A 23,251-nucleotide genomic window follows, 5' to 3' on the forward strand; every position below is an offset into this window, starting at 1 on the left:
ATTCCCCAGTCGGCGGGACAAATTCCCCTATCGATCGGGAACGGCGGAAATCTAGCCTCGCTACTGCCTGTCCGCGAGTCGGATCTCTGTGATCGAGGGGGAAGTGTGGCTGATCGGGAGGTTGCTGTGCTGGCGATCGGTGCGGGTCCGGCGAATCTGGCGTTGGCGGTGGCCATCGAGGAGTCCGGATCGACGGAATTGGCCGACGGCACGCTTCTGCTGGAACAGAGCCCGGACATCAAATGGCAGCGCGATCTGCTGATGCCCTGGGCGCGCAGCCAGGTCTCCTTCCTGAAGGACCTGGTCACGCTGCGCAATCCGAGCAGCAGGTTCTCCTTCCTCAACTTCCTTCATTCCCAGGGGCGGTTGGACGCGTTCGTGAATCTGGGGACCTTCCACCCCTTCCGCTGGGAGTTCTCCGACTACCTCCAATGGGTCGCCGCCTCACTCGAACGCGTAAGGATCCGCTACGACGCCCGCGCCGCCCGGGTCGACCCCGTCCACGCGGCCGACGGCACCCTGTCCGGCTGGGACGTACGGCTCACGGACGGCGATACGATCCGCTGCCGCGACCTCGTCATCGGCGGCGGCCGCGATCCCCGGGTGCCCGAGGTCCTCTCGGGTCTCCCCGCGGATCGCCTGGTCCACAGCGCCCAGTACCGGTCCCGGATCACCCGGATACCGAAGGACGAGCCCGTCCGGGCCGTGGTGATCGGTGGTGCGCAGAGCGCCGCGGAGATGTTCTTCGCCCTGCGCGAGAACCTTCCGTCGAGCCGGGTGACGATGGTGGTCCGGTCGATGGGACTGCAGAACTACCAGTCCAGCAAGTTCGTCAACGAGCTGTTCTTCCCGTCCTTCGTGGACGAGTTCTACGACAGCCCGGCCGAGGTCCGGACCCAGCTCCTCGACGAGATGCGCTTCACGAACTACGCCGGAGTCGCGCCGCCGTTCCTCGAAGAGCTCTACACGATGATCTACCGGGAGAAGGCGCTCGGCCCCCAGCGGTCCTCGGTCCGGGCCATGACCGAGGTGGTGGGAGCCCGCCTCGACGGCGATGAAGTGGTGCTCGACCTGCGGGACCGGTTGAGCGGCAAGATCGAGCCGCTCCGGTGCGACCTGGTGGTGCTGGGCACCGGCTTCGACTCGCGCAAGCCCGCCCTCGTACGGGAACTCGCCGCACGGGTCGGCCTCGACGAGATCACCGTCAGCCGCAACTACCGCGTCGACCTCGACGAATCCGCCTGGGGAGCCGTCTACCTCCAAGGCGTCAACGAAGAAACCCACGGCATCGCCGACTCCCTCATCAGCGTCCTCGCCCACCGCTCCCACGACATCCTCACCGACCTCCTCACCCGCCGCGCAGACACCGACACCACCCCGGCCACCGCCACCACCAGCGCCACCAGCGCCACCGGGAGTCCGTCATGAAGCGGACGTTGGTGATCGCGCCCGGCCCGACCGCGAACGGCGACCTGCACCTGGGCCACCTGGCCGGCCCCTTCCTCGCCGCGGACGTCTGTGCGAGGTACGCACGTTCCGCCGGGCAGGACGTGCTGTTCGGCACGGGTGTGCACTTCACGCAGAACTACATCGTGACCACCGCCCGCAGGCTGGGTGTCCCGCCCGAGGACCTGCGCGTCCGTTCTGCCGCGCAGGTCGAGCGGACGCTCGCGGCCGTCGGTATCGAGCCGGACGGCTTTGTCCGGTTCGGCGACCGGTACGTGAAGACGGTCCGGCACTTCTTCGAACGCCTGCACAGCGGGGGCAAGCTCCGCCTCCAGAGCGTCAGGTTCCCGTACTCCCCGCGCACCGGCGAGTACCTCACCGACGCCTACGTACGCGGTGGCTGCCCGGTGTGCCTCGCCGACGGCTGCGCCGGCCTGTGCGAGAACTGCGGGCACTGGATCGCCTCCGCCGACCTGATCGCACCGCGCTCGACCCTGGACCCCGACGATCCGGTCGAACTGCGGGAGCAGCAGGTTCTGGTGCTCCCGCTGGAGGACCACCGCGATGAGCTCGTCGCGTACTTCGCCCGGCTCGGTGCGAGGATGCGGCCGCGCCTGGCACAGATGATCGAGGAGATCCTGTCCCGGCCGCTCCCGGACTATCCCCTCACCCTGCCGATCTCCTGGGGCATCCCCGCGCCGTTCCCGGAGGTCGCCGGGCAGGTGATCTACGCGGATGCCGAGACCATCGCCTGGAGCATGCACTGCACCGCCCTCGCGGCCGAGCAGCGTGGGGCGGTGCTCGCCGCCGACGACGAGCTGTGGTTCTCCGATGCCGGTACGCAGGTGGCGTACTTCTTCGGCTCCGACGCCGGTTTCGCCTTCGCGGTGGTCGGGGCGGCGATGCTGCTGGCGTTGGGCGGCTACACGCTGCCCGAGCACTTCGTCACCAACGAGTTCTACGAGCTGGACCACGACAAATTCTCCACCAGCCGCGGCCATGTCGTCACGGGGCGGGAACTGGCCGCCGAGGTGCCGAGGGACCTCATCCGGTTCTATCTCGCCGCGACCGGACCGGACTTCCAGCGCACCAACTTCAACCGCGCGGCCCTGGAGCACGTGACCAGTACCCGGCTCGTGCGGCCCTGGAACCGGGTGGCCGACAAGGTCGCCGCGTGGACGGACCGGGGGCCGCTGCCGGTGTCCGAGCGGTCCCGGGCGGCGGCCGGGCTCATGCTGGAACGATTCTCCGCCGCCTACGACGTGCGCCGGTTCAGCCTGACCTCGGTGGCCTTCACCCTGTCCGAGCAACTGGCGCGGCTCGACCGGTGGGAGGTGGGTCCCTCGGACGCGGGCGACTTCTGCCACGAGGTGGAGGTGTTCCTGCGCTGCGCGGGCCCGGTGCTGATCGATCTGGCCGAGGAGGCCCTGCCGGACCGCTCGGTCCCCGCCCGGTCGGATGCCGTGCGGGTCACGCCCGTACGGCTGCCGAGGCTGGCGGAGACGGGGCCGTGAGGGCGGCGGCCGGATCCCGCCGGGTGATCGTCGTCGGAGCGGGTGTCACGGGGCTGCTGACCGCGGTGGAATGCGCGCTGGCCGGCCACCGCGTGACCGTGCTGGACCGGGGCCCGGTACCCAATCCGCAGTCGAGCTCGTCCGACCACCACCGGGTCATCCGTACCCTCAGCGCGGACGACGCGGACGCCACCGGGCAGATGGTCGCCGCCCACCGGCGGTGGCTGGAGCTGGAGACCCTGCTGGGCGCCGGCTTCTACCGCCGCGTGGGAGTGGTCACGGCCCTGCCCCAGGAGCAGGTGGCACCGGTGACCGAGGCGGCCGCCGCCGCGGGTGTGCCCTTACGGACGGTGGACCCGGAGCACCTGCCGCACCTGCGGTGGCCCGCCGGATCCGCAGCGGTGCTGGAGGCCGACGGCGGGGTGCTGCTGGCGGACCGGGTGCTGCGGGCCGCGGTCCGGTGGCTGACCGCGCATCCCGCGGTGACGGTGCGGCCGTACAGCCCGGTCGCCGGGATCGACGTGGACTCGGCGCACGTCCTGCTGGGCGGCGGCGAGAAGCTCGGCGCCGACCTGGTGCTGGTCGCGGCAGGTCCGTGGACCCGGGACCTGGTCGGGCACCCGGTGGTACTGCACCGCCAGACCATGGTCTACCTGCGGCCGCCCGCGGACGCGGCGCGATGGTGGGGGACGGCGCCCGCCGCGGGCGGGCTCGGCGCGGACGGGCGGGCCTGGGTGATGCCCCCGGGTGGCGGCGCGCTGCTGAAGATCAGTTCCGACGCCGTGTCCCGGGAAGTGAGCGGCACCGCGGACGGTGCGGCGGAGGACCAGGCGCCCTGGGTGGAGCGACTGGCCGCAGCGGCCCCGCTGTGCGGCCTGGAGCGCTACGCCGTGGCTGCGGTGAAGGAGTGCCACTACGCGACCGCCGCGGACACCGGTGGCGCGGTTCTGGCCCGGGTGGGTCCCGCCGTGTGGTCCCGGGCGGCCTGCGGCGGCTCCGGTTTCAGTCAGGCTCCGCTCGTCGCGGGGCGGATCGTCGATGCCTTGATGAAGGGAGCGGCATGAAGAAGACGGAGGAGGACACTCCGATCGGTGTGTTCGAGGCACTGAAGGCGACCCCGACGCCGGTGCGCTATCTCCTCGGCGGCGTGCTGATCAACCAGCTCGGCGCCTTCGTCCAGACGTTCCTCGTGCTGTACCTGACCTTCCGCGGAATGCCGGTCGCCGCCGCGGGTCTGGCCCTCGTCGCCTACAGCGCCGGGTCGATCTTCGGCACGATGCTGGGCGGTGAGTTCACTCAGCGGTTCGGCCCCCGGGCCACGATCGTGACGGCGATGGCGGGCTCGGCCCCGCTGGTGGCGGCGATCTCCTGGCTGAGCGGGCCGGGCGCGCTGTGGCCGCTGCTCGTCGTCGTCGGGCTGGCGGGCCTGTTCACCCAGGCCTACCGGCCGGCGGCCGCGGTGATGCTGAGCGACCTGATGCCGGACCGGTACCAGGTCATGGCGTTCTCGATGATGCGCATCGCGCTGAACATCGGTGCGGCCCTGGCGCCGCTGATCGCCGCGGTAGTGATCCTGGTCGACTGGGACCTGCTGTTCTGGATCGACGGAGGCACCGCGCTGGTCTACGCCTTGCTGGCGTTCGCGCTGCTGCCGCGCAAGGCCGTCCAGGAGGGGACCGGGGCCGGCGCCGAGGCTGGCACCGGCACCGGCACCGGCACCGGCACCGGCACCGGCACCGAGGATGCGAAGGAACCCTCCGGCGCAGCAGTTCCGGCGGCCGGGCGCCCGGCCTCGGGGTACGCCGCGATGCTGCGCGACCGGAAGTACCTGTACTACCTGGCCGCCGTGCTGCTCGGCTCGCTCACCTACGCCCAGGGACATATCGCCCTGCCGCTCGAGCTCGCCGCCGACCACTACCCGACCAGCTTCTACAGCACGGTGCTCACGGTGTCGTCCGTCGTGCTCATCACGTGCGAACTCAAGATCACCGCCTACCTCAGCCGACTGCCCAAACACGTCCGCGTCATCACCGGCCACCTGGTGGAGGCCCTCGGCCTCGCCGTCTACGGACTCTCCTCCCGGTCCGGTGCGTTCACCATCGCGGGTGCGGTGCTGGTCGTGGCGGGGATCATGATCGCCGCGCCGAGCATGTTCGCCCACCCGGCGACCTTCCCCCAGGCGGTGAAGGCCCGCTACATCGGCACGATGCAGGCGGTGGGCGGCGCCGCCGGCGCCCTCGCACCGCTGTTCGGCGTATGGCTCTGGACCGAGCTCGGCAGCGGCTTCTGGCTGCTGTGCGGTGTGCTGACCGCCGTCGCCGGACTGCTCGCTCTGGCGGGTGTGAGACAACCGCCGGAACCGGTCGCCGTCACCGGCCCGCAGGCGGACTCGGCCGGAAAGCCGGAAGTCGTCGGGGGTGCCTCGTGACCGGCCGGCCGGGGCCCGGAGCGGTCCACCCGGTGCACCTGGTACACCTGTCCCGCCCGGTCCTGGTGGTCGGGTTCGTCGGGGTCACGCTCGCCGCGATCGGGGCGTTCCAGCCGGACGACTCGGTGATCTACGTGGAGGAGCCGGACGTCGTCCGCAAGCGCGGGGTGCGCGGCCAGATCGAGGGGGTGGCGTTCGTCCGGGGTCTCATCGAGTGGGAGTACCACCTCGCGGGGAAGGCCGACGAGTTCTTCAACGCCCACCCCGACCTCGACCCGGCCGCGGTCGTCCCCGCCATCGAGTACGCGACGCCGTTCGCCGCCCGGCTGGCCGAGCGCTACGGTCTGCCGGGCGCCGGCCTCGGCGCCGCGCAGATCCTGCGCGACAAGTCCCTGCTGCGCAGGGTGAGCGCGGCCGTCGGCATTGCGAACCCGGCGAGTGTCCCCGTACGGGGTCCGGACGATGTACGGGACTTCCTGCGCGGCCGGTCGGGGCCCGTCGTGCTCAAGCCGGCGAACCGTCAGGCATCGGTGGGCACCCGGGTGATCCAGAATGCGGCCGAGGTCGAACAGGCCTGGGCGGACTGCCTCGTGCAGGACGAGGGCATCTTCGTACCCGACCGGCCCATGGAGCTGTCCATGCTGGCCGAGGAGTACGTCGAGGGGCCCGAGTACAGCGTCGAGATGCTCGTGCGGGACGGCGCCGCACTGTTCGTCAACGTCACGGGCAAGCAGCTGTTCCCCGGGCCCCACCCGGTGGAGCTGACCCACACCGTGCCGGCCGACATACCCGATGCCCTCGCACGGTTGCTCGTGGAGCGGACCGAACTCCTGGTCGGGGCCGTGGGCTTCCGCGACGGGTTCGTCCACGGCGAGTGGATCGTCTCGGACGGGCTCCCGTACCTCGTGGAGTGCGCGGGCCGGGTGCCCGGCGGCGGCATCCTCGACACCATCCAACTGGCCTATCCGGTCGAGCTGTTGCGCAGCTACTACGCGGTACTGAAGGGCGAGGGGCTGCCGGCCGAGCTGCCCCGGAGCGCGAAGGGCGGCGCGGCTGTGCGGTTCCTCGCGGCCGCACCGGGCCGGGTGAGCGCCGTGCACGGGGTCGAGGAGGCCCGGCAGGCGGAGGGCGTCTTCCTGGCCGCGGTCACCGTGGGGCCGGGGCACCCGGTCGCGGAACTGCGCCACTCCTGGCACCGGGCGGGCATCGTCATGGCCACCGCGGACAGCTCGACCGAGGCGCTCCGGCGGGCCGAGGCCGCCGCCGGCATGGTCCGAATCGACATCGAGGGGGAAGAGTGACTGAGCGGGAAGTCGGTGTGCTGGCGATCGGTGCGGGTCCGGCGAATCTGGCGTTGGCGGTGGCCATCGAGGAGTCCGGATCGGACGCGTTGGCCGACGGCACACTACTGCTGGAGCAGGGGCCGGACATCAAGTGGCAGCGCGATCTGCTGATGCCCTGGGCACGCAGCCAGGTCTCCTTCCTGAAGGACCTGGTCACGCTGCGCAATCCGAGCAGCAGGTTCTCCTTCCTCAACTTCCTGCATGCGCAAGGGCGGTTGGACGCGTTCGTGAATCTGGGGACCTTCCACCCCTTCCGCTGGGAGTTCTCCGACTACCTCCAATGGGTCGCCGCCTCACTCGAACGCGTAAGGATCCGCTACGACGCCCGCGCCGCCCGGGTCGACCCCGTCCACGCGGCCGACGGCACCCTGTCCGGCTGGAGCGTCCGGCTCACCGACGGCGATACGATCCGCTGCCGCGACCTCGTCATCGGCGGCGGCCGCGACCCGCGCATCCCCGAGGTGTTCGCCGCCCTGCCCGGGGACCGGCTGATCCACAGCGCCCAGTACCGCACCCGGATCACGCAGATACCCAAGGACCAGCCCGTCCGGGTCGTGGTCGTGGGGGGTGCGCAGAGCGCCGCGGAGATGTTCTTCGCGCTGCACGAGAACCTGCCGGCCAGTCACATCACCATGGTGGTGCGCTCGATCGGGCTGCAGAACTACCAGTCCAGCAAGTTCGTCAACGAGCTGTTCTTCCCGTCCTTCGTGGACGAGTTCTACGACAGCCCGGCCGAGGTCCGCTCGCAACTCCTGGACGAGATGCGCTTCACGAACTACGCGGGGCTGGCCCCGCCGTTCCTCGACGAGCTCTACACCATGCTGTACCGCCAGAAGATGGTGGGGCCGCAGCGCTCCGAGGTGCGCGCGATGACCGAGGTCGCGGGAGCCCGGACCGAGGGCGGGGAGGTCGTCCTCGACCTGCGGGACCGGTTGAGCGGCAAGATCGAGCCGCTCCGGTGCGACCTGGTGGTGCTGGGCACCGGCTTCGACTCGCGCAAGCCCGCCCTCGTACGGGAACTCGCCGCACGGGTCGGCCTCGACGAGATCACCGTCAGCCGCAACTACCGCGTCGACCTCGGCGAATCCGCCTGGGGAGCCGTCTACCTCCAAGGCGTCAACGAAGAAACCCACGGCATCGCCGACTCCCTCATCAGCGTCCTCGCCCACCGCTCCCACGACATCCTCACCGACCTCCTCACCCGCCGCGCAGACACCGACACCACCCCGGCCACCGCCACCACCAGCGCCACCAGCGCCACCGGGAGCCCGTGATGAGTACCGGCAAGGGCACCCTGCTGGTCATCGGCAGCGGACTGAAGGTCTACCGGGAGTACCTGATCGCGCCGATCCGCCGGCGCGCCCGGGCGGCCGGCCTGGACATGGTGCTGCTGAACAACCTGAAGCCCACCTGGCAGCGCGAGTACTTCGACGAGATCATCGTCGCCAACGTCTTCGACTCCGCGGCGATGGGCGCGGCGGCCCGCGAGGTGGCCGCCCGGCGCCGGATCACCGGGCTGATGTGCTGGGACGAGCCGCTCGTTCTGGACGCCGGTCTGCTCGCCGCCGAGTTCGGGGTGCCGGGGCTGTCCGTACCGGGTGTGCGCGGCTGCCGTGACAAGCGGCGCACCCGGGCCGAACTCACCGCGGCGGGCCTCTACCAGCCGGGCTTCGAGCTGACCACCACGGCCCGGCAGGCCAGGGCGGCGGCCGAGCGGATCGGCTACCCGGTGGTGGTCAAGCCCCGGGCGATGGGCGCGAGCATCGGTGTCGTGTTCGCGGCTGACGCGGGCGAGGTGGAGGCGGCGTTCCGGATCGCCCTGTCCGCGAGCGAGGTCGATCCCGGGCCGTACCGCGCGAGCGCCATGGTGGAGGGCTACGCACCCGGACCGGAGATCAGCGTCGACGGCGCCGTCCACAAGGGCGAGTACCTGCCGATGTTCCTGGCCCGCAAGCACAGCAGCGACCAGCCCTACTTCGAGGAGGTCGGGCACCTGGTCGACGCGGCCGACCCGCTGATGGCGGACCAGGAGCTGCTGAGCACCCTGGCCCGCGCCCACCGGGCGCTCGGCATCGAGGACGGCATCACCCACAGCGAGCTGCGGCTCACCGACCGCGGGCCCCTCATCATCGAGATCAACGGCCGCCTCGGCGGGGACCTGATCCCCTTCCTCGGCAGGACCGCCACCGGCATCGAGCCCGGTGAGGTGCTCTTCGACGTGGCCACCGGGCAGCGGCCCGACACCAGGCCCACCCGGCGTGCGGTGGCCGGTATCCGGTTCGGCTACCCGCGGCGGGACTGCCTGCTGCGCTCGGTGCGCGTACCGAGCGGGGCGCCGGGTCTGGTGACCGCCGCGCCGATGGCCGAGCCGGGCACCACCTTGCGGCTGCCGCCGGGCGGCTACCTGGCACGGCACTCCTTCGTCGTGTGCGAGGCCGACGACACCCGGACCTGCCTCGACCGGCTGGACGCGGCCGAGGCGCTGGTCGAGCTGGACGCCGTACCGATCGGGCCGCCGGATCCGGACGCGCCGTTCGAGATGCCGGCCGGGCTGCTCGACGTGGACGAATGACCGCCTCCGCGCAGCGGCGGCGCAGCGCATCCGGACAGGCGCAGGACGCACAGGTCACACAGGACGCATCACACCGTCACCCGAGGGGGAACGCATGAGCACGACCCGGAACCCGGGCACCGAAGCACCCACCACCGCGGCAGAGATCCTGGAGCGGGCCAAGGCACTGGCCCCGCGGTTGCGGGAGCGTTCGGCGGAGATCGAGCAGGCCCGGCAACTCCCGTCGGACGTCGTGGACATGCTGCGCGAGACCGGCGTGTTCCGGATGTGCTTCGGGCCCGAGTGGGGCGGTCCCGAGCTGACGTCGATGCAGCAGGCCGAGGTCGTGGAGACCCTCGCCCACGGGGACGCCTCGGCCGCCTGGTGCGCCGCGATCGGGGCGATGACCGGGGCGATCAGCAACTTCCTGGACCCCGCAGTGGTCAAGGAGGTGTTCCCGAGCCTGGACATGATCACCGCCGGGCTGATCGCGCCGGCCGGACACGCGGAGCGGGTGCCCGGTGGCTTTCGGCTGACCGGCCGGTGGTCGTTCGGCAGCGGGATCACCCACGCCGACTGGGTGACCTCCGGGGCCTTCATCTACCAGGACGGTGAGCCCTGGGCGAGCCCGGACGGCAGCAACTCCCACGCGTCGCGCCAGTTCCTGGTGCCGGCCCACGAGGTGGGGGTCGTCGGGAACTGGGACACCACCGGCCTGTGCGGCAGCGGGAGCAGCGACTACACCATCACCGATGTGTTCGTGCCCGAGGAGCACACCTACACCTTCTACAAGGTGCGGGGCCGCACCGACTCCCCCATCGCCCAGCCGGACTCCTTCATGCGCAGCCTGTGCGCGGTACCGCTGGGGGTGGCCCGGGCCGCCCTGGACCATGCCCGGGAGACCGCGCTCACCCGGGTGGACAGGATGACCAACACGGTGTGGGCGGACACCTTCCGCGTGCAGGTCGCCCTCGCCGAGTGCGAGGCGGAGTTCAACGCCGCCCGCAGTGGTGTCTACAGCAGCTCGCAGCGGCACTGGGACGTCCTGGCCGGCGGGGGCACGCTGGACGATCTCACCGCCACCGAGCGGGCCGCGTCCTCGCTGGCCTGGGTGCATGCCTTCCGTACCTCGCGGGCCATCGTGAGCCGGCTCTACGACCTGCTGCAGGCCTGGTCGATCAACCGGTCCTCGCCGATGGACCGCTGGATGCGGGACACCGCGACCATGTGCCAGCACGTCGCCGCGTCGGACCTGATCCTCGAATCCGGTGGCGCCTACCTGCTGGGCCGGCCGCCCAAGTTCCGGATGAGCCTCGGCATCGTCAAGTAGGGCCAAGTGAAGGGCGATCACATGACCATGACCCGGACCCCGGGAGCCGAGGTGCCCGCCACCGCGGCGGAGCTGCTGGCCCGTGCGAAGGAGCTGGCGCCGCTGCTGCGGCAGCGGTCGGCGGAGATCGAGGAGGCACGGCGGCTGCCGGCCGACGTGGTGGACCTGTTGCGGAACGCCGGCGTCTTCCGGATGGCCTTCGGCCGTGAGCTGGGCGGCCTGGCGCTGACCACGATGGAGCAGACCCGCGTCGTCGAGACGCTGGCGCACGGGGACGCCTCCGCGGCCTGGTGCACGGTGATGGGGGCGAGCAGCGGCGTCTTCAGTGCCTTCCTCGACGAGAGGGTGGCCAAGGAGATCTTCCCGACCCCCGACACGATCATGGCGGGGCTGCTGCAGCCGACCGGGCACGCCGAGCGGGTTCCCGGTGGTTTCCGGCTCTCGGGCCGCTGGTCGTTCGGCAGTGGGATCACCCATTGCGACTGGGTGACCTCGGGCGCGTTCGTCTTCGAGGACGGCAGGCCGTACGCGAGCCCGGACGGCAGCAATCCGCACGAGTCGCGGCAGTTCCTGGTGCCCCGGGCGCAGGTGGAGGTCATCGACAACTGGCACACCATGGGGATGCGCGGCACCGGGAGCTGCGACTACACGATGGTCGACGTCTTCGTCCCCGAGGAGCACACGTACAGCTTCGGGAAGGTACGCGGCCGGCCCGGCCCGCTCGCCCAGCCGGACGCGTTCACCCGCAGCATGTGCGGGGTGGCGCTCGGGGTGGCCCGGGCCGCCCTGGACCACGCGCGGGAGATCGCCCGGACCCGGGTCGACCGGATGACCGGGGTGGCCTGGAAGGACCACTTCCGGGCCCAGGTCCTGCTCGCCGAGTGCGAGGCGGACTTCCTCGCCACCCGCAGCGGTGTGTACGGGAGCCAGCACCGCCAGTGGGAGGTGCTGGCCGCCGGGGGCACCCTGGACGACCTCACTCCCGAGGAGCGCGCCGCGTCCCCGATCGCCTGGGTGCACGCCTTCCGCACCTCACGGTCGATCGTGGCCCGGCTCTGCGACCTGCTCCAGACCTGGTCGATCCACCAGTCGTCGCCGATGGACCGCTGGATGCGCGACACCACCACGATGTGCCAGCACGCCACCGCCCAGGACCGCATTCTCCAGTCGGCCGGCGCCTATCTGCTGGGCGGGAAGCCCGAGTTCGGGATCTGCCTCGGCATCGTCAGATAACGCAATTTCGCCTGCGTGCAGGCCAGGGGGGAGAAATTTCGATGGGCCGAGGCCTGGTGCTTTTGGTCAATCCCAACAAGGTGCACCCACCGATCGCACCCTATGCGCTCGATGTGCTCACGACCTCGTTGGAGGCCGCCGACTTCGAGGTCGAGGTGGTCGACCTCACGTTCCACCGGGAGGACTGGAAGTCCTGCCTCTCCGAGTACTTCGGGACGCACAGTCCCGTCCTCGTCGGTGTCACCGTCCGCAATACCGACACCGTCTACGCCTTCGAACAGCGCCCTTTCGTCGGCGAGCACAAGGAGATCATCACCGAGATCAGGCGGCTGACCGACGCGCCGATCGTCGGCGGCGGTATCGGCTTCTCCTCCATGCCCTTCGCGCTCGTCGACTACTTCGGCATCGATTTCGGCGTCAAGGGACCGGGCGAGCAGATCATCTGCGACCTCGCCGACGCGCTGGTCACCGGGCGTGGCACGGACACGGTCAGCGGGCTCATCCGCAATACGCCGGAAGGGGTGACCCGGGTGCCGCCGCCGGCGCTGACCCTGTCGGGCCGTATGGCGGCGGCGCCGCTGCCCGCCGGGCAGTTCGAGGACCGGACCTGGCAGGTGGACCGCTCCGGAATGTACGTCCGCCGCTCCGGCGAGCCGCACAAGGTGGACAACCTGCTGTACTACCAGCGCGGCGGGCTGGCCGGGATCCTCACCAAGAACGGCTGCACCTACCGCTGTTCGCACTGTGTGGAGCCGGACGCCAAGGGCATCCGGACGGGCCGGCGGGATGTGGCCGCGGTCGTCGACGAAATGCAGTCGCTGGCCTCGCAGGGCGTGCTCGACCAGCACACCACCGACAGTGAGTTCAACCTGTCCATATCCCACGCCAAGAACCTGCTGCGCGAGATCGTCCGGCGCAAGCACTCCGACGCCGGGAACCCGCTGAACGCGTTGCGGCTGTGGGTCTACTGCCAACCCGCGCCCTTCGACGAGGAGTTCGCCGAGCTGCTCGCCGCGGCGGGCTGCCGAGGGGTGAACGTCGGCTCGGACCATGTCCGGGGCGACATGCTGAGCGGCTGGAAGGTCACGCAGAAGGGCACCACCTACTACACCTTCGCCGACACCGAGCGGCTGGTCCGACTCTGCCACGCCAACGGCATGCTGACCATGGTCGAGGCGCTCTTCGGAATGCCGGGCGAGACCCCGCGGACCATGCGCGAATGCGTAGACGCGTTCATGGCACTGGATGCGACCGTGACCGGGTTCTCGCTGGGGCTGCGGCTCTTCCCGCACACCCCGATGGGCATCGAGATGGCCGCGCGGTGCGACGGGGTACGCACGGTGGCGGGCCTGCAGTCCAATACGGCCACCGAGCCGATCGTCCTGAAGCCCCAGTCGCAGTGTTCGGGGCCGGTGGAGTACGAGCGGCAGTTCATGTTCGACGCGTCGGGCAACTTCCGGCTGGTCTGCTACTTCTCGCCGGATCTGCTGGAGGGCACCGACACGCTCGCCGATCCCGCCGGGCGCTGGAGCCGCTCCGTCGATCTCCTGTGGGAGCTCGTCGATCCCGCGGACCACCACCGGGTGATGCTGCCGACGCTGGCGGGCTCCAGCGAGCACGACAACAACTACGCGGACAATCCCTTCCTGACCAGTCTGGGCGGGCTCGGATACACCGGAGCATTCTGGGCCCACTGGCGCGACCGGGAGGCGATCCTACGTCGCGCACAGGATGTCGGAGTGGTCGGATCAGTGGGTGCGTGACACGGCTCGATTTCGAATTGTCGATGCATGTGCGAAGCCATGGAATAACGGGCGAATAGTGATGCCCTCACAGACATAACTATCGTACTTCTTCCCATACTCCTCACCGTTGCGGTGGGCTGGACCTCTGGACCATTCTGGGTACCGGCAGGTCAGCATGGACCGCCTGGCACGATCAAGTGGGGGGAAGGTACGAATGAACCAGAAAACGAACACCATGAGATTAATCTGGCCACTCTCGCCACATGCCGATCCACGAAGAGAGGGTGCGCCGCTCCGTCCCGACCAGGACTTCCCGGTCGTCCACCGAGTCCCCACCTCGGTTTCCGTCGTCCTCGCCGACGCCCAACCCGCAATTCGCCACGGTGTGCGTTCCGTTCTCGAACGGTCCGGTGGCATTTCGGTCGTCGGTGAGGCCGCGACGGCGGACGAGGTGATCGAGGAAATGTGCCGCTGCCGGCCCGGTGTCCTCGTACTCGACCCGCAGATGGACGGATCGGCCGGAGCAAAGGTCATTCCCGAGGTTCTGCGATTATGGCCCGGCACGGGCATCCTCGTCTTCAGCGCCGTGGACGACGATCAGGCCATCACCTCGGCGCTCCAGGCGGGCGCCCGGGGGTACCTGTTCAAACGGGCCGACGCGGACCAGATCCTGCGGGGGATCCAGGCCGTGGCGGCAGGCGAGGCCATCATCGACAAATCGATTGCCGGGCGGCTCGGCGCCCTTATGCGCGCGACGTCCGGACAGCAGTATTACTATCCGTTCCCGCAACTGACCAACCGGGAAAGGGATGTTCTGGAACGCATCGCCGCGGGTAAGTCGAACGGCACCATCGCCCGCGAACTCGTACTCGCGTCGAAGACCGTCAGCAACCGCGTCTCGGTGATATTCGGCAAGCTCGGCGTGGCCGATCGCTCGCAGGCCATCGTGCTCGCCCGGGATGCCGGTCTCGGGCACGGCTGATCCACCGATCGGCGATCAGCCGTCGCCACCGTACCCCCAATTCCCTTTCGACAAGGGAACAATTCCCCTGTCGGACGGGAGTCCCCGGCTTCTAGCCTGAACGACGTCACGCGCCGCCGTGAAAATGAGGGACGTCGATCGGAGTGGGACGTTGACCGACCAGCAACAATCCGACGTGACCATTCGGAGAAATGAGCCGGAAAACCTGGTTCGGGACCACGGACTGGATCTGAAACTGCTCCATCCGTGGCCCGGACTGGACACCCCTGACACCCCTTTCCGCGGGGCGTGGTGCGTCCTGCGCCCCGGCGACGTGACGGATGCCCACGCCCATCACGAACGCGAGATGTTCATCGTCATGTCCGGCCGGGCCGAGGTGGTCTGCAAGGACCGGCGCCACGAACTCGCCGCCGGGGACATCGCGCTGATGAGGGGCGGGGTCGAGCACCACATCGTCAACAAGCACGATGCGGACTTCTCCTACTACGCGATCTGGTGGGGCCCCGACATGTCGGCAGAGTTCCTCGCCCGGCAGCCGGAGTCGGCCCCGTGATCAACTACGACGGGCGGAAGTTCCGCAAACCCGAGGGCGACATCCGGACCGTCGCCGTCTACCACCAGCAGGGCGACCTGGTGTGGGGCGAGGTCGTCGGCGGCGAGGTGCGCCGCGGCTGGACGGTGGGCACCTGCGAGCCGGACGGCACCCTCTCCATGGGCTACACCCTCGTCTTCGCGACCGGCGAAGTGGTCTGCGGACGCACGGTCAACACCCCCGAGGTGGCCGAGGACGGCCGCCTGCGACTGCGTGAGAAGTGGGAGCGCTACGGCCCGCACGCCGCGACCGGGATCTCCTACATCGAGGAGGTCCGATGAGCGGCGGCGGCCGCCCGAGCGCGACGCGCGGCCCCTCCGCATCCGACTGGCGGCGACTGGAGCGGGCCGTGACGGGCCGTGTGCTACGCCCCGGCGACTCCGGCTTCCACGCGGCCTGCGCCCCGTTCAACAAGCGGTTCGCGGCCACCGCTCCGAGCGGCGTGCTGTCGGTGTCGAAGACCGCCGATGTGCGCAGCGCCGTCGCGTGGGCACGCGAGAGCGGCATCGGCCTCGTCGCGCGCGGCGGCGGACACAGCTACGCCGGCTACTCGGCGGGCAGCGGACTGGTCCTCGACCTCAGCGCGTTGAACACCGTGACCGCCGACGGCTCCACCGGCCTGGTCACCGCCGCGGGCGGGGCGCGGATGTCCGACGTGTACGCAGCGATCCAGCCCCACGAGATGGCTTTCGCGCTGGGCAACGGCGCGTCCGTCGGCATCGCCGGCCTCACCCTCGGCGGGGGCTCCTCCTCCACCTCGCGCACGCTCGGGCTCACGGCGGACGCACTCGTGCGCACCACGCTGCTGACCGCCGACGGTCGACTGCTGACGTGCGACGACCGGGAGAACCCCGACCTGTACTGGGCCTGCCGCGGGGGCGGCGGCGGCAACTTCGGCATCAACCTGTCCTTCACCTTCCGGGCGAGCCCGGTGTCCGACGTCTCCACCTGCCTGCTGCTGTGGGAGGGGGCGGACGCGCCCGAGGTGTTCACCGTGATGCAGGAGATCGCGCGCAAGGCACCGGATGCACTCTCCCTCCGGCTCGGTGTCAGCGCCGCCGACGGAACCGGGGCCGCGGTGTCGGCCGTCGGTCTGCACCTGGGCCCGGCGAGCGAGCTGCGTGAGCTGCTCGCCCCGGCCCTCGCGGCCACCCGCCCGGTGCGCGAGGACATCGCCGACCGCACCTTCTGGGAGGCGAAGGACTACCTGCTGCACGAGACCTCCGCCGGGGCGTTCGCGGTACGCACCCACTTCGCCACCGAGCCGTTGCCCGCCGAGGCCCTCGCCACCGTCCTCGACCTGCTCGCACGCAGGCCCGGCAGCGGCAATCCGGACGGCTGCGGCCTGGCCCTGTACACGTGGGGCGGGGCGATCAACCGGGTGGCGCCGGGCGACACCGCGTTCGTCCACCGGGACGCGCTGAGCCTGGTCAGCATGGACACCTCCTGGTCCGAGCAGGACGGCGCGGACGCCGTGGAGGCGAATCTCCGCTGGTTGGCGGGGCTGCGGGAGGCGATGGCGCCGTACGTGGGCGAGGGGGCGTACCAGAACTTCATCGACCCGGACCTGCCGGACTGGCGCACGGCGTACTACGGCGCCAACTATCGGCGGCTCGTCGAGATCAAGCAACGGGTGGACCCGGACGGCTTCTTCACCTTCGGGCAGGCCATCGGAACCTGAGGCGTAGGGATGTACGTACGCTCAGGTCAGGTCAGGTCAGGTCAGGTCAGGTCAGGTCAGGTCAGGCGGTCCGGTCGAATCCGCGCCCCGACCGTCAAGGCCGCGCGGACCGCGGTTCTTTGGGCATGCATACGCGTGATGTGCCCATCCGCAGGACGCGACGAGGGGGAGCCCGCCCATGTCCACCACTTCCGCCGAACCGAACGGCACCGCCGCTCTGCTGGTCAACCCGCGCGGCCAGTACCTGCTGCACCTGCGCGACGCGAACAAACCGGAGATCTGCGACCCCGGGACGTGGAGCGTCCCGGGCGGCGGCCGTGAGGAGAACGAGACCGCGCACGAGGCGATCGTGCGGGAGCTGAAGGAGGAGACGGGCCTGACGGTTCCGCTGGAGCCGTTCACCGTGGTCGACTGCACCAGCCCCGACGGCCTGGACCAGGGGCGGATCCAGGTCTACCTCGGCGCCTGGGACGGCGACGCCGACGCCCTGCCGCTCGGTGAAGGGATCATGCTCCGCTGGTTCGACGCGGCGACGACCGCGTACCTGACGATGTGCCCGTGGACGCAGCAGGTCATCGACCTGCACCAGGCCCGGTCATCGGCCCCCGCCGCGGTGGCCGGCGGCCGGGCCTGCCCCAACGTCATCGGGGCCCACCTCTACCTGGAACGCGAGGGCCGCGTACTCCTCGGGCTTCGGCATCCCGACTCCCCCTTCGGTGCCTCGCACCACCACTTCCTCGCGGGGCACTGCGAGCGGGAGTCCGCGATCTCCTGCCTGATCCGCGAGGCGCGGGAGGAGGCCGGCCTGCGGATCCGTGCGGCGGACCTCGAACTCGTGCACACCGTGCACGTGGTCGATCCCCCGGGCTCCCGGCCGCGCATGCAACTGGTCTTCCGCGCGCACCGATGGGAGGGGACCGAGGAGGTCCGCGAGCCGGACAAGTGCCTCAGCTGGGCCTGGTGGCCGACGGACGCACTGCCGTCGCCGATCGTGCCGTACGCCGGGGCGGCGATCGAGGGCATCCGCGCCGGCCGCCGCTACACGGAGCTGGGCTGGTCCTGACCCCGGAGCTCGGTCACCTCACGTCGGTAGTCTGCACCGGTGACCCCCTCAGCCGCTCTGTCCAGGGCCCTGCACGCCCCCGCCGATCCACCGCTGCGGCCGCTCCCGTCACCGGTGGTGGATCTCCTCACGTCCCTCGGCGCACCGCCGCGTCCCGCCCAACTGCGCGCGGGCCACCGGCGGGGAGCACTGGGTGGAGTACCTCGCGCTCGACGATCTGCTCGCGCGCATCGGCGGCGGGGCCGACGGGCGCTCGCCCACCAGGCCTCCTTCCCGGTGCACGCTCAGCGCCGCTGCGTTCGGCGGCTGTGGCAGGATTCCGTGATGATCACTGACGCGCCCATACCGCCCGTCGTCCCCGCAGGCCGCCTGGCCGCGTTGGAGCAGCCCGTACTCGCGCTGCCCGGCGGCTGGGAGCTGCGCCCCTGGCGGATCAGCGATGCCGACGCCCTGCTGGCCGCGAGCCGGGACCCGGCCGTCCGCCAGTGGAACCGCCTGTTCCTGAACTCCGCGGAGGAAGCGGCCGAGCGGATCGAGCGGATGCACCAGCGGTGGCGGGCCGAGCTCAGCGCGATGTGGGCCATCGCCCGGCCGGGCGGCGAGGCGGCGGGGCTGACCGGCTGGGGCGACATCGATCTCGCGAGAGGCAGTGCCGAGATCGTCTACTGGCTGCTGCCCGCGGCCCGCGGCGCGGGCGTCGCCGTAGCGGCGACGGAGCGCGTCGGCCGCTGGGCACTCGACGATCTCGGCCTGCACCGCCTGCGGTTGTGCCACGCGGTGACCAACACGGCCTCCTGCCGCGTGGCGGAGAAGGCCGGGTACGCGTTCGAAGGCACCATGCGCAGTGCCCTGCTGCACGCCGACGGCTGGCACGACGAGCATCTGCACGCGCTGGTCCAGGCCTAGGCTCGTTCCGGAACGCGGAGGTACCCGACCCGTCGTCGGGTCGGGTACCTCCGGGGCCTCGCGTCACTCGGTGGTGTGCGTCCAGCTCGTGCACAGTGCCCAGATGATGAACACGTCGATCGCGATGATGATGATCGACCACCAGGGCTGGTACGGCAGCCACATGAAGTTGAGGATCACGCTGATGGCGGCGAGGGCGATGCCCGCTCCCCTGGCCACGTTCGAGCCGGCGAAGAGGCCCACGCCGGTGAGGACGACGACGATTCCGACGATGAGGTGGATCCATCCCCACGCCGTCAGGTCGAATTCGAAGACGTAGCTTCCGATGCGGGCGTAGACGTCGTCCTTGGCGATGGCGGCGATGCCCTGGAATATCGAGAGGCATCCGACCACCAGGAGGAGGACCGCGGCGAACATCGTGCCCACGTTCCCCGTGCCCTGGCCGTCGTCGCCCGAGAACATCGGCGTGTTGCCCGGCGCAGGGCCGGTGTTCCAGTTTCCCCCGGTCGGTGTCGGCTGGCCCATGGAATTCACCTCACAGTTGGCGGTACAGCGCAGGACCGTCCTGCTCCGGCTCGTCGGTGACAGGCTTCGGCGCCCACATCGCAGTGTCGTCCGGGGGCCCGGTCCCTGTGATCACCCGAAGCGGGTGGTTCGCCCGTCGCCGTCTCGGGCTCCCGCTCCGGCCCCGCGCCTCAGGCCGGCAGCCGGCGCATTTCGAGCACGCGCAGCCCCAGGGACTGGAAGCGGGTGAGGAGCCCGTACAGATGGGCCTCGTCCGCCACGCTGCCGAACAGGAGCGTCTGCTCCGGTACGGGGATCCGGTCGAGCTCGGGAAAGCGCGCGGCGAGCGTGTCCGGCACGATCCCCGAGATACGGAATTCGTAGCGCATGAGGCCCTCACTCCTCTCGGAACGAAGGCATCGGGTGCTGGGGCTGCGGAGGGGGCCCGGCCCGCTCCCGGCCTTCTCCCGCCATCGTGGGTCCCCGGCGGACGTCTGGCATCGCCCGGTACGGGCGAAAGAGCGGTCCCCAGCACCCCCGCCCCTTCGGCGCGGCTCAGAGCATCCCGAGGTCCTGCGCCCGGTGGACCGCGTCGCTGCGCCGGGTGACGCAGAGCTTGCGGTAGATGCTCTTCAGGTGGGTCTTGACCGTGTTGGCCGATACGAACAGCTCGGCCGCGATCTCCTCGGTGGACAGCAGCTCCGCGGCCTTGCGCAGCACCTCGACCTCGCGCGCGCTCAGCGCTTCCACCACCGGCGGTTGCCCGCCGTCCTGGTGCGCGCGCCCGGTGCGGACCGGGGTGCGGGGGGTCAGCCAGCCGTGCAGGCGGGCAGGCGGCGGGTCCCGGTCCAGGATCCGGCGCACCGAGGGACCGCTCTCGACGAACATCCGGCGCAGCTCCTCGGGGCGGGCGAGCGCCAGAGCCTCCCCCAGCCGCCGGTGCGCCTCCTCGAAGTCGCCGGCCGCCTCGGCGAGCTGCGCGCGGAGCAGGCACGCGTGGGCCCGTACCGGCGTGGCGGCGCCGTCGTCCTGCGGTACGCCCGCCAGGGCTTGGGATGCGCACGCTCCGCGGCCCAGGGCCAGGAGGGCGCGTGCCCGGGCCACCGCGTGCTCCGGCCGGTCCGCGGCCGAAGCGTCCAGGACTTGGAGGGCCGCCTCGGCGTCCCCGCGGGCCAGATGGACGGCCGACTCGGCCACGGCCAGCGCGTCCAGCGCCCAGGGGGACAGCCGGGCCGGGTCCACCGCGCGCAGCGCGGCGAGCGCCGCGTCCGCCTCGCCCTCCGCGACCGCGATCCGGGCGGCGATGACGGCGGACCGGGCTGCGGTCGCGGGGTCCGGGCGCAGGCCGTTCGCCTCGGCCGCCAGGACGAGGTGGCCGCGTGCGGCCGGCAGGTCGTCCTGCTCGGCGGCCACGCCCGCCAGGACCAGGTGGGCGACCGCGGTCCGGCGCTCGGCCGGAAGGGCGGACCGCTCGGCGACGGCGAGGCAGGCGCGGGCGTGTTCGGCGGCCCGCCTCAACCGGCCGCGCAGCAGTTCGACCAGGGCCAGTGAGCCGAGGGCGTCGCAGAGCGGGTACTCCGTTGCGGGGTGCTCCGCTCCGGGTGGCCCGCACGCGGCGACGGCGGCGGCGAGCGCGGCCTCGGCCCGGTCCAGGTGTCCGGCGCCGAGTTCCGCGGCGCCCAGGTGCGCCCGCCACAGGGCTTCGAGTTCGGGCCGCTCGGCGAGCAGGGGCGGCGGCAGCTCCCTCCGCAGCCGGTCGACGTCGGCAGCGGCCCGCTCGGTGGCCGCCAGGTCCCCGGCCGCGCGCCCGGCGAGTGCGCCGAGGAAGGCGCGGCCCAGGAGCGCCTGCGAACCACTGGAGTCCGTGAGGGCGGCGTCCGCCTGCCGCAGTGCGGCCTCACATCCGGGAAGGTCCTGTGCGGCCAAGCGGCGGGCCGCCGCGACCAGCGCGGGCGCCGCCCCTGACGACCCCGCCGCCCCCGCCGCCCCCGCGGCCGCCGTCCCGACCGGCATCCCGGCGAACGCCCGGCCCAGCCGGTCCGCGTCCAGGCCGGTGAAGAGGCGGCCGAGGGCCAGGTGGTCGACCAGCTGCGCGGCCGCGAACGGCCAATCCCCGGCGGCCGCGCCCTGCAGCACGGCCTCCGTGAGCCGCCCGGTCCCGGCGAGCCAGCGGGCTGCACGGCCGTGCAGCCGGGGTTCCAGACCTGGGCAGCGCTCGCGCAGGTGCGCGCGCAGGACCTCGGCGAACAGCGGGTGCAGCCGGTACCAGGCCGAGGCGTCGATCTGCTCCAGGAACGCGTTGTCGCGGGCCAGCCCGGCAAGGGTCCGCGCGCCGTCGTCCCGGCCGGTCAGCGCGTCCGCGAGGTCCGGGTGGACGCGGTCCGTGACGCAGACCCGCAGCAGCAGGTCCCGGGTGGGCGGAGGCTGGGCGTCGAGCACCTCGGTGAGGAGGTAGCCGGCGATCGTGGTGCGGTCGGCGGCGAACTGGCGCAGGAACGCCTCCGGGTCGGCGCTGCGCTGCATCGCCAGCGCGCACAGGCGTACCCCGGCCGCCCAGCCCTCCGTACGCTCCATCAGCCGTCGGATCCCGTCCGGCGAGATGTCCAGCCGGTGCTCGTTCAGCAGCGCCTCGGCGTCCTCCTGGGTGAACCTGAGGTCGGCGTGCCGGATCTCCGCGACCTCGCCCGCCGCCCGGTAGCGGTGCAGGGGCAGCAGGGGGTCCGATCGGCTGGTGAGCACGATGCGCAGGCCCCCGGCCGCGTGGCGCAGTACGAAGTCCAGTCCCTCGGCCGTGGCGGGCGGCTGGGCGGTGTCGAACTGGTCGAGCACGAGGACCGCGGGCCGCGGGGACGCGGCCAGCCCCTCCGCCAGGCGCACCAGGAACGACGTGGTGACCCCTTCCGCCCGGGTGGGCCTGCCGACCTCGGCGGGCAGGCCCACCCCGCCGCGGTGCAGGGCCTCCAGGACGTACGCCCAGAAGGCTCCGGGGGCGTCCTCGGGTTCGACGGTGAGCCACATGGGGGGACGCGGCGCGCGGCGGTCGGCCGCCCAGTGGGCGGTGAGCACGGTCTTGCCCGATCCGGCCGGTCCGTTGATGAGGGTGAGCGGCCCGCGCACCCCGGCTGTCAGGCGCTCGAGCAGCTCGGGCCGGTGGACCAGCAGCTCGGGTACGGCGGGGGGTGTGAACCTGGCCGTGAGCATGGGGTCACCGGTGGGTGCCCGGTGGTCCATGGAGGTCACCGGGCTGCACGCTCACGCGGGAGTACGGACTGTGATGATCGGTCCACGCCCCCACTGAACCGGTGATCGGTGGTGATCACCACTCGTGTCACCCGCTCCGGGGGAGGTACGGGCGCCCGGCGGGCCGCTCCGCGGGCTGCTCAGCAGGCCACTCAGCAGGCCGCTCAACCGTCCAGCGCGAGGCTGATGCGGCGCCGCCGCAGGTCCACGTCGAGCAGGGTGGCACGCACCTCGTCCCCGCTCTCGAACGTCCTGTCGGGCAGCTCGCTCGTGTGGACCATGCCCTCGACGCCCGGTGCGAGGCGTACGAACACCCCGAACGCAATGATCCGGGTGATGACGCCGGGCAGGCTGTAGCCGATCCGGTGGGTGTCGGCGAACGGGCGCCAGGGGTCCGGGTGCAGCGCCTTGACGGACAGGCTGACGCGCTCCCGCTCCAGGTCGACGTCGAGTACCTCGGCGCGGATCCGGCGGCCGATCGGGGCGACCCGGTCCAGGTCGTCGAAGTGCTCCCAGGACATCTCGGGGACGCGCAGGAAGCCCAGGGGCCGCCCCCGCTTCCCGTCCACGTGCAGGTCCACGTCCAGGTCCACGTCCAGGTCCACATGGACGCCGACGTCGTCCAGGCCGCTCACGACGGTGCCGGTCACCACGTCCCCGATCCGCACCGAGCCGAGCAGGGTCCGCCGCTCG

The 23,251-nt window shown here is 71.4% G+C and carries 20 protein-coding genes; 16 read left to right on the top strand and 4 right to left on the bottom strand.

Annotated elements, in window-relative coordinates:
* Nucleotides 1–126 precede the first annotated feature (126 nt).
* The 16 genes from ACIQZO_RS04175 (at nucleotide 127) to ACIQZO_RS04250 (ending at nucleotide 18,814) form a co-directional block, all read left to right on the top strand.
* Entirely contained in the window at nucleotides 127–1,428 is a 1,302-nt protein-coding gene (locus tag ACIQZO_RS04175; RefSeq protein WP_403619785.1) for a lysine N(6)-hydroxylase/L-ornithine N(5)-oxygenase family protein, read from the top strand.
* Nucleotides 1,425–2,960, top strand: a complete 1,536-nt coding sequence (locus ACIQZO_RS04180) for a class I tRNA ligase family protein (RefSeq protein ID WP_403619788.1) — start codon at nucleotides 1,425–1,427, stop codon at nucleotides 2,958–2,960. The genes ACIQZO_RS04175 and ACIQZO_RS04180 overlap by 4 nt, the downstream gene beginning before the upstream one ends.
* Complete coding sequence (locus ACIQZO_RS04185) at nucleotides 2,957–4,024, top strand: NAD(P)/FAD-dependent oxidoreductase (protein WP_403619791.1); 1,068 nt, start codon at nucleotides 2,957–2,959, stop codon at nucleotides 4,022–4,024. The genes ACIQZO_RS04180 and ACIQZO_RS04185 overlap by 4 nt, the downstream gene beginning before the upstream one ends.
* The gene (locus ACIQZO_RS04190) at nucleotides 4,021–5,388 is read left to right on the top strand and encodes an MFS transporter (RefSeq protein WP_403619794.1); all 1,368 of its coding nucleotides are present in this window, start codon (nucleotides 4,021–4,023) and stop codon (nucleotides 5,386–5,388) included. The genes ACIQZO_RS04185 and ACIQZO_RS04190 overlap by 4 nt, the downstream gene beginning before the upstream one ends.
* A 32-nt stretch (nucleotides 5,389–5,420) precedes the next feature.
* On the top strand, nucleotides 5,421–6,689 hold the full coding sequence (locus ACIQZO_RS04195; RefSeq protein ID WP_403619797.1) for an ATP-grasp domain-containing protein: 1,269 nt from the start codon (nucleotides 5,421–5,423) through the stop codon (nucleotides 6,687–6,689).
* The gene (locus ACIQZO_RS04200; RefSeq protein WP_403619800.1) at nucleotides 6,686–8,005 is read left to right on the top strand and encodes a lysine N(6)-hydroxylase/L-ornithine N(5)-oxygenase family protein; all 1,320 of its coding nucleotides are present in this window, start codon (nucleotides 6,686–6,688) and stop codon (nucleotides 8,003–8,005) included. Before ACIQZO_RS04195 ends, ACIQZO_RS04200 begins: the two co-directional genes overlap by 4 nt.
* Nucleotides 8,005–9,303 (top strand): ATP-grasp domain-containing protein, encoded by a 1,299-nt coding sequence (locus ACIQZO_RS04205; RefSeq protein ID WP_403619803.1) that lies wholly within the window; start codon nucleotides 8,005–8,007, stop codon nucleotides 9,301–9,303. The genes ACIQZO_RS04200 and ACIQZO_RS04205 overlap by 1 nt, the downstream gene beginning before the upstream one ends.
* A 94-nt stretch (nucleotides 9,304–9,397) precedes the next feature.
* On the top strand, nucleotides 9,398–10,612 hold the full coding sequence (locus tag ACIQZO_RS04210; protein ID WP_403619806.1) for an acyl-CoA dehydrogenase family protein: 1,215 nt from the start codon (nucleotides 9,398–9,400) through the stop codon (nucleotides 10,610–10,612).
* Between the two features lie 21 nt (nucleotides 10,613–10,633).
* Nucleotides 10,634–11,845 carry an acyl-CoA dehydrogenase family protein gene (locus tag ACIQZO_RS04215; protein ID WP_403619809.1) on the top strand — a complete coding sequence of 404 codons (1,212 nt, stop codon included), beginning with the start codon at nucleotides 10,634–10,636 and terminating at the stop codon, nucleotides 11,843–11,845.
* 41 nt (nucleotides 11,846–11,886) lie between these two features.
* Nucleotides 11,887–13,608, top strand: coding sequence for a tryptophan 2-C-methyltransferase (tsrT, locus tag ACIQZO_RS04220; RefSeq protein ID WP_403619812.1), 1,722 nt, complete (start codon nucleotides 11,887–11,889; stop codon nucleotides 13,606–13,608).
* A 196-nt stretch (nucleotides 13,609–13,804) separates the two neighbouring features.
* The gene (locus tag ACIQZO_RS04225; protein ID WP_403619815.1) at nucleotides 13,805–14,572 is read left to right on the top strand and encodes a response regulator; all 768 of its coding nucleotides are present in this window, start codon (nucleotides 13,805–13,807) and stop codon (nucleotides 14,570–14,572) included.
* A 175-nt stretch (nucleotides 14,573–14,747) separates the two neighbouring features.
* Nucleotides 14,748–15,125: a cupin domain-containing protein gene (locus ACIQZO_RS04230; RefSeq protein WP_403619818.1), complete on the top strand. Its 378-nt coding sequence runs from the start codon at nucleotides 14,748–14,750 to the stop codon at nucleotides 15,123–15,125.
* Nucleotides 15,122–15,445, top strand: coding sequence for a hypothetical protein (locus ACIQZO_RS04235; protein WP_403619821.1), 324 nt, complete (start codon nucleotides 15,122–15,124; stop codon nucleotides 15,443–15,445). Before ACIQZO_RS04230 ends, ACIQZO_RS04235 begins: the two co-directional genes overlap by 4 nt.
* Complete coding sequence (locus tag ACIQZO_RS04240; RefSeq protein ID WP_403619824.1) at nucleotides 15,442–16,845, top strand: FAD-binding oxidoreductase; 1,404 nt, start codon at nucleotides 15,442–15,444, stop codon at nucleotides 16,843–16,845. Before ACIQZO_RS04235 ends, ACIQZO_RS04240 begins: the two co-directional genes overlap by 4 nt.
* 178 nt (nucleotides 16,846–17,023) lie before the next feature.
* Nucleotides 17,024–17,908 (top strand): NUDIX domain-containing protein, encoded by an 885-nt coding sequence (locus tag ACIQZO_RS04245; RefSeq protein WP_403619827.1) that lies wholly within the window; start codon nucleotides 17,024–17,026, stop codon nucleotides 17,906–17,908.
* A 324-nt stretch (nucleotides 17,909–18,232) separates the two neighbouring features.
* The gene (locus ACIQZO_RS04250; protein ID WP_403619829.1) at nucleotides 18,233–18,814 is read left to right on the top strand and encodes a GNAT family N-acetyltransferase; all 582 of its coding nucleotides are present in this window, start codon (nucleotides 18,233–18,235) and stop codon (nucleotides 18,812–18,814) included.
* Between the two features lie 63 nt (nucleotides 18,815–18,877).
* On the opposite strand, the gene ACIQZO_RS04255 is transcribed toward ACIQZO_RS04250, so the two are convergent.
* From ACIQZO_RS04255 to ACIQZO_RS04270, 4 genes are all read right to left on the bottom strand, one after another.
* On the bottom strand, nucleotides 18,878–19,339 hold the full coding sequence (locus tag ACIQZO_RS04255) for a hypothetical protein (protein ID WP_403619832.1): 462 nt from the start codon (nucleotides 19,337–19,339) through the stop codon (nucleotides 18,878–18,880).
* 170 nt (nucleotides 19,340–19,509) lie between these two features.
* Nucleotides 19,510–19,707 carry a hypothetical protein gene (locus ACIQZO_RS04260; protein ID WP_403619835.1) on the bottom strand — a complete coding sequence of 66 codons (198 nt, stop codon included), beginning with the start codon at nucleotides 19,705–19,707 and terminating at the stop codon, nucleotides 19,510–19,512.
* 166 nt (nucleotides 19,708–19,873) lie between these two features.
* Nucleotides 19,874–22,549 carry a LuxR C-terminal-related transcriptional regulator gene (locus tag ACIQZO_RS04265; RefSeq protein ID WP_403620874.1) on the bottom strand — a complete coding sequence of 892 codons (2,676 nt, stop codon included), beginning with the start codon at nucleotides 22,547–22,549 and terminating at the stop codon, nucleotides 19,874–19,876.
* Between the two features lie 173 nt (nucleotides 22,550–22,722).
* On the bottom strand, nucleotides 22,723–23,211 hold the full coding sequence (locus tag ACIQZO_RS04270) for a S1 RNA-binding domain-containing protein (RefSeq protein WP_403619838.1): 489 nt from the start codon (nucleotides 23,209–23,211) through the stop codon (nucleotides 22,723–22,725).
* Between the last annotated feature and the right edge of the window lie 40 nt (nucleotides 23,212–23,251).

The organism is Streptomyces sp. NPDC097617 (genome assembly GCF_044761485.1).
GTDB lineage: Bacteria > Actinomycetota > Actinomycetes > Streptomycetales > Streptomycetaceae > Streptomyces.

Bases quoted from the DNA above. Each gene is read 5' to 3' on its own strand.
- ACIQZO_RS04265 (WP_403620874.1), bottom strand. From the start codon at position 22,549: ATGGACCACCGGGCACCCACCGGTGACCCCATGCTCACGGCCAGGTTC.
- ACIQZO_RS04240 (WP_403619824.1), top strand. From the start codon at position 15,442: ATGAGCGGCGGCGGCCGCCCGAGCGCGACGCGCGGCCCCTCCGCATCC.
- ACIQZO_RS04180 (WP_403619788.1), top strand. From the start codon at position 1,425: ATGAAGCGGACGTTGGTGATCGCGCCCGGCCCGACCGCGAACGGCGAC.
- ACIQZO_RS04250 (WP_403619829.1), top strand. From the start codon at position 18,233: ATGATCACTGACGCGCCCATACCGCCCGTCGTCCCCGCAGGCCGCCTG.
- ACIQZO_RS04190 (WP_403619794.1), top strand. From the start codon at position 4,021: ATGAAGAAGACGGAGGAGGACACTCCGATCGGTGTGTTCGAGGCACTG.
- ACIQZO_RS04215 (WP_403619809.1), top strand. From the start codon at position 10,634: ATGACCATGACCCGGACCCCGGGAGCCGAGGTGCCCGCCACCGCGGCG.
- ACIQZO_RS04260 (WP_403619835.1), bottom strand. From the start codon at position 19,707: ATGCGCTACGAATTCCGTATCTCGGGGATCGTGCCGGACACGCTCGCC.
- ACIQZO_RS04225 (WP_403619815.1), top strand. From the start codon at position 13,805: ATGAACCAGAAAACGAACACCATGAGATTAATCTGGCCACTCTCGCCA.
- ACIQZO_RS04205 (WP_403619803.1), top strand. From the start codon at position 8,005: ATGAGTACCGGCAAGGGCACCCTGCTGGTCATCGGCAGCGGACTGAAG.
- ACIQZO_RS04245 (WP_403619827.1), top strand. From the start codon at position 17,024: ATGTCCACCACTTCCGCCGAACCGAACGGCACCGCCGCTCTGCTGGTC.
- ACIQZO_RS04255 (WP_403619832.1), bottom strand. From the start codon at position 19,339: ATGGGCCAGCCGACACCGACCGGGGGAAACTGGAACACCGGCCCTGCG.
- tsrT (WP_403619812.1), top strand. From the start codon at position 11,887: ATGGGCCGAGGCCTGGTGCTTTTGGTCAATCCCAACAAGGTGCACCCA.
- ACIQZO_RS04210 (WP_403619806.1), top strand. From the start codon at position 9,398: ATGAGCACGACCCGGAACCCGGGCACCGAAGCACCCACCACCGCGGCA.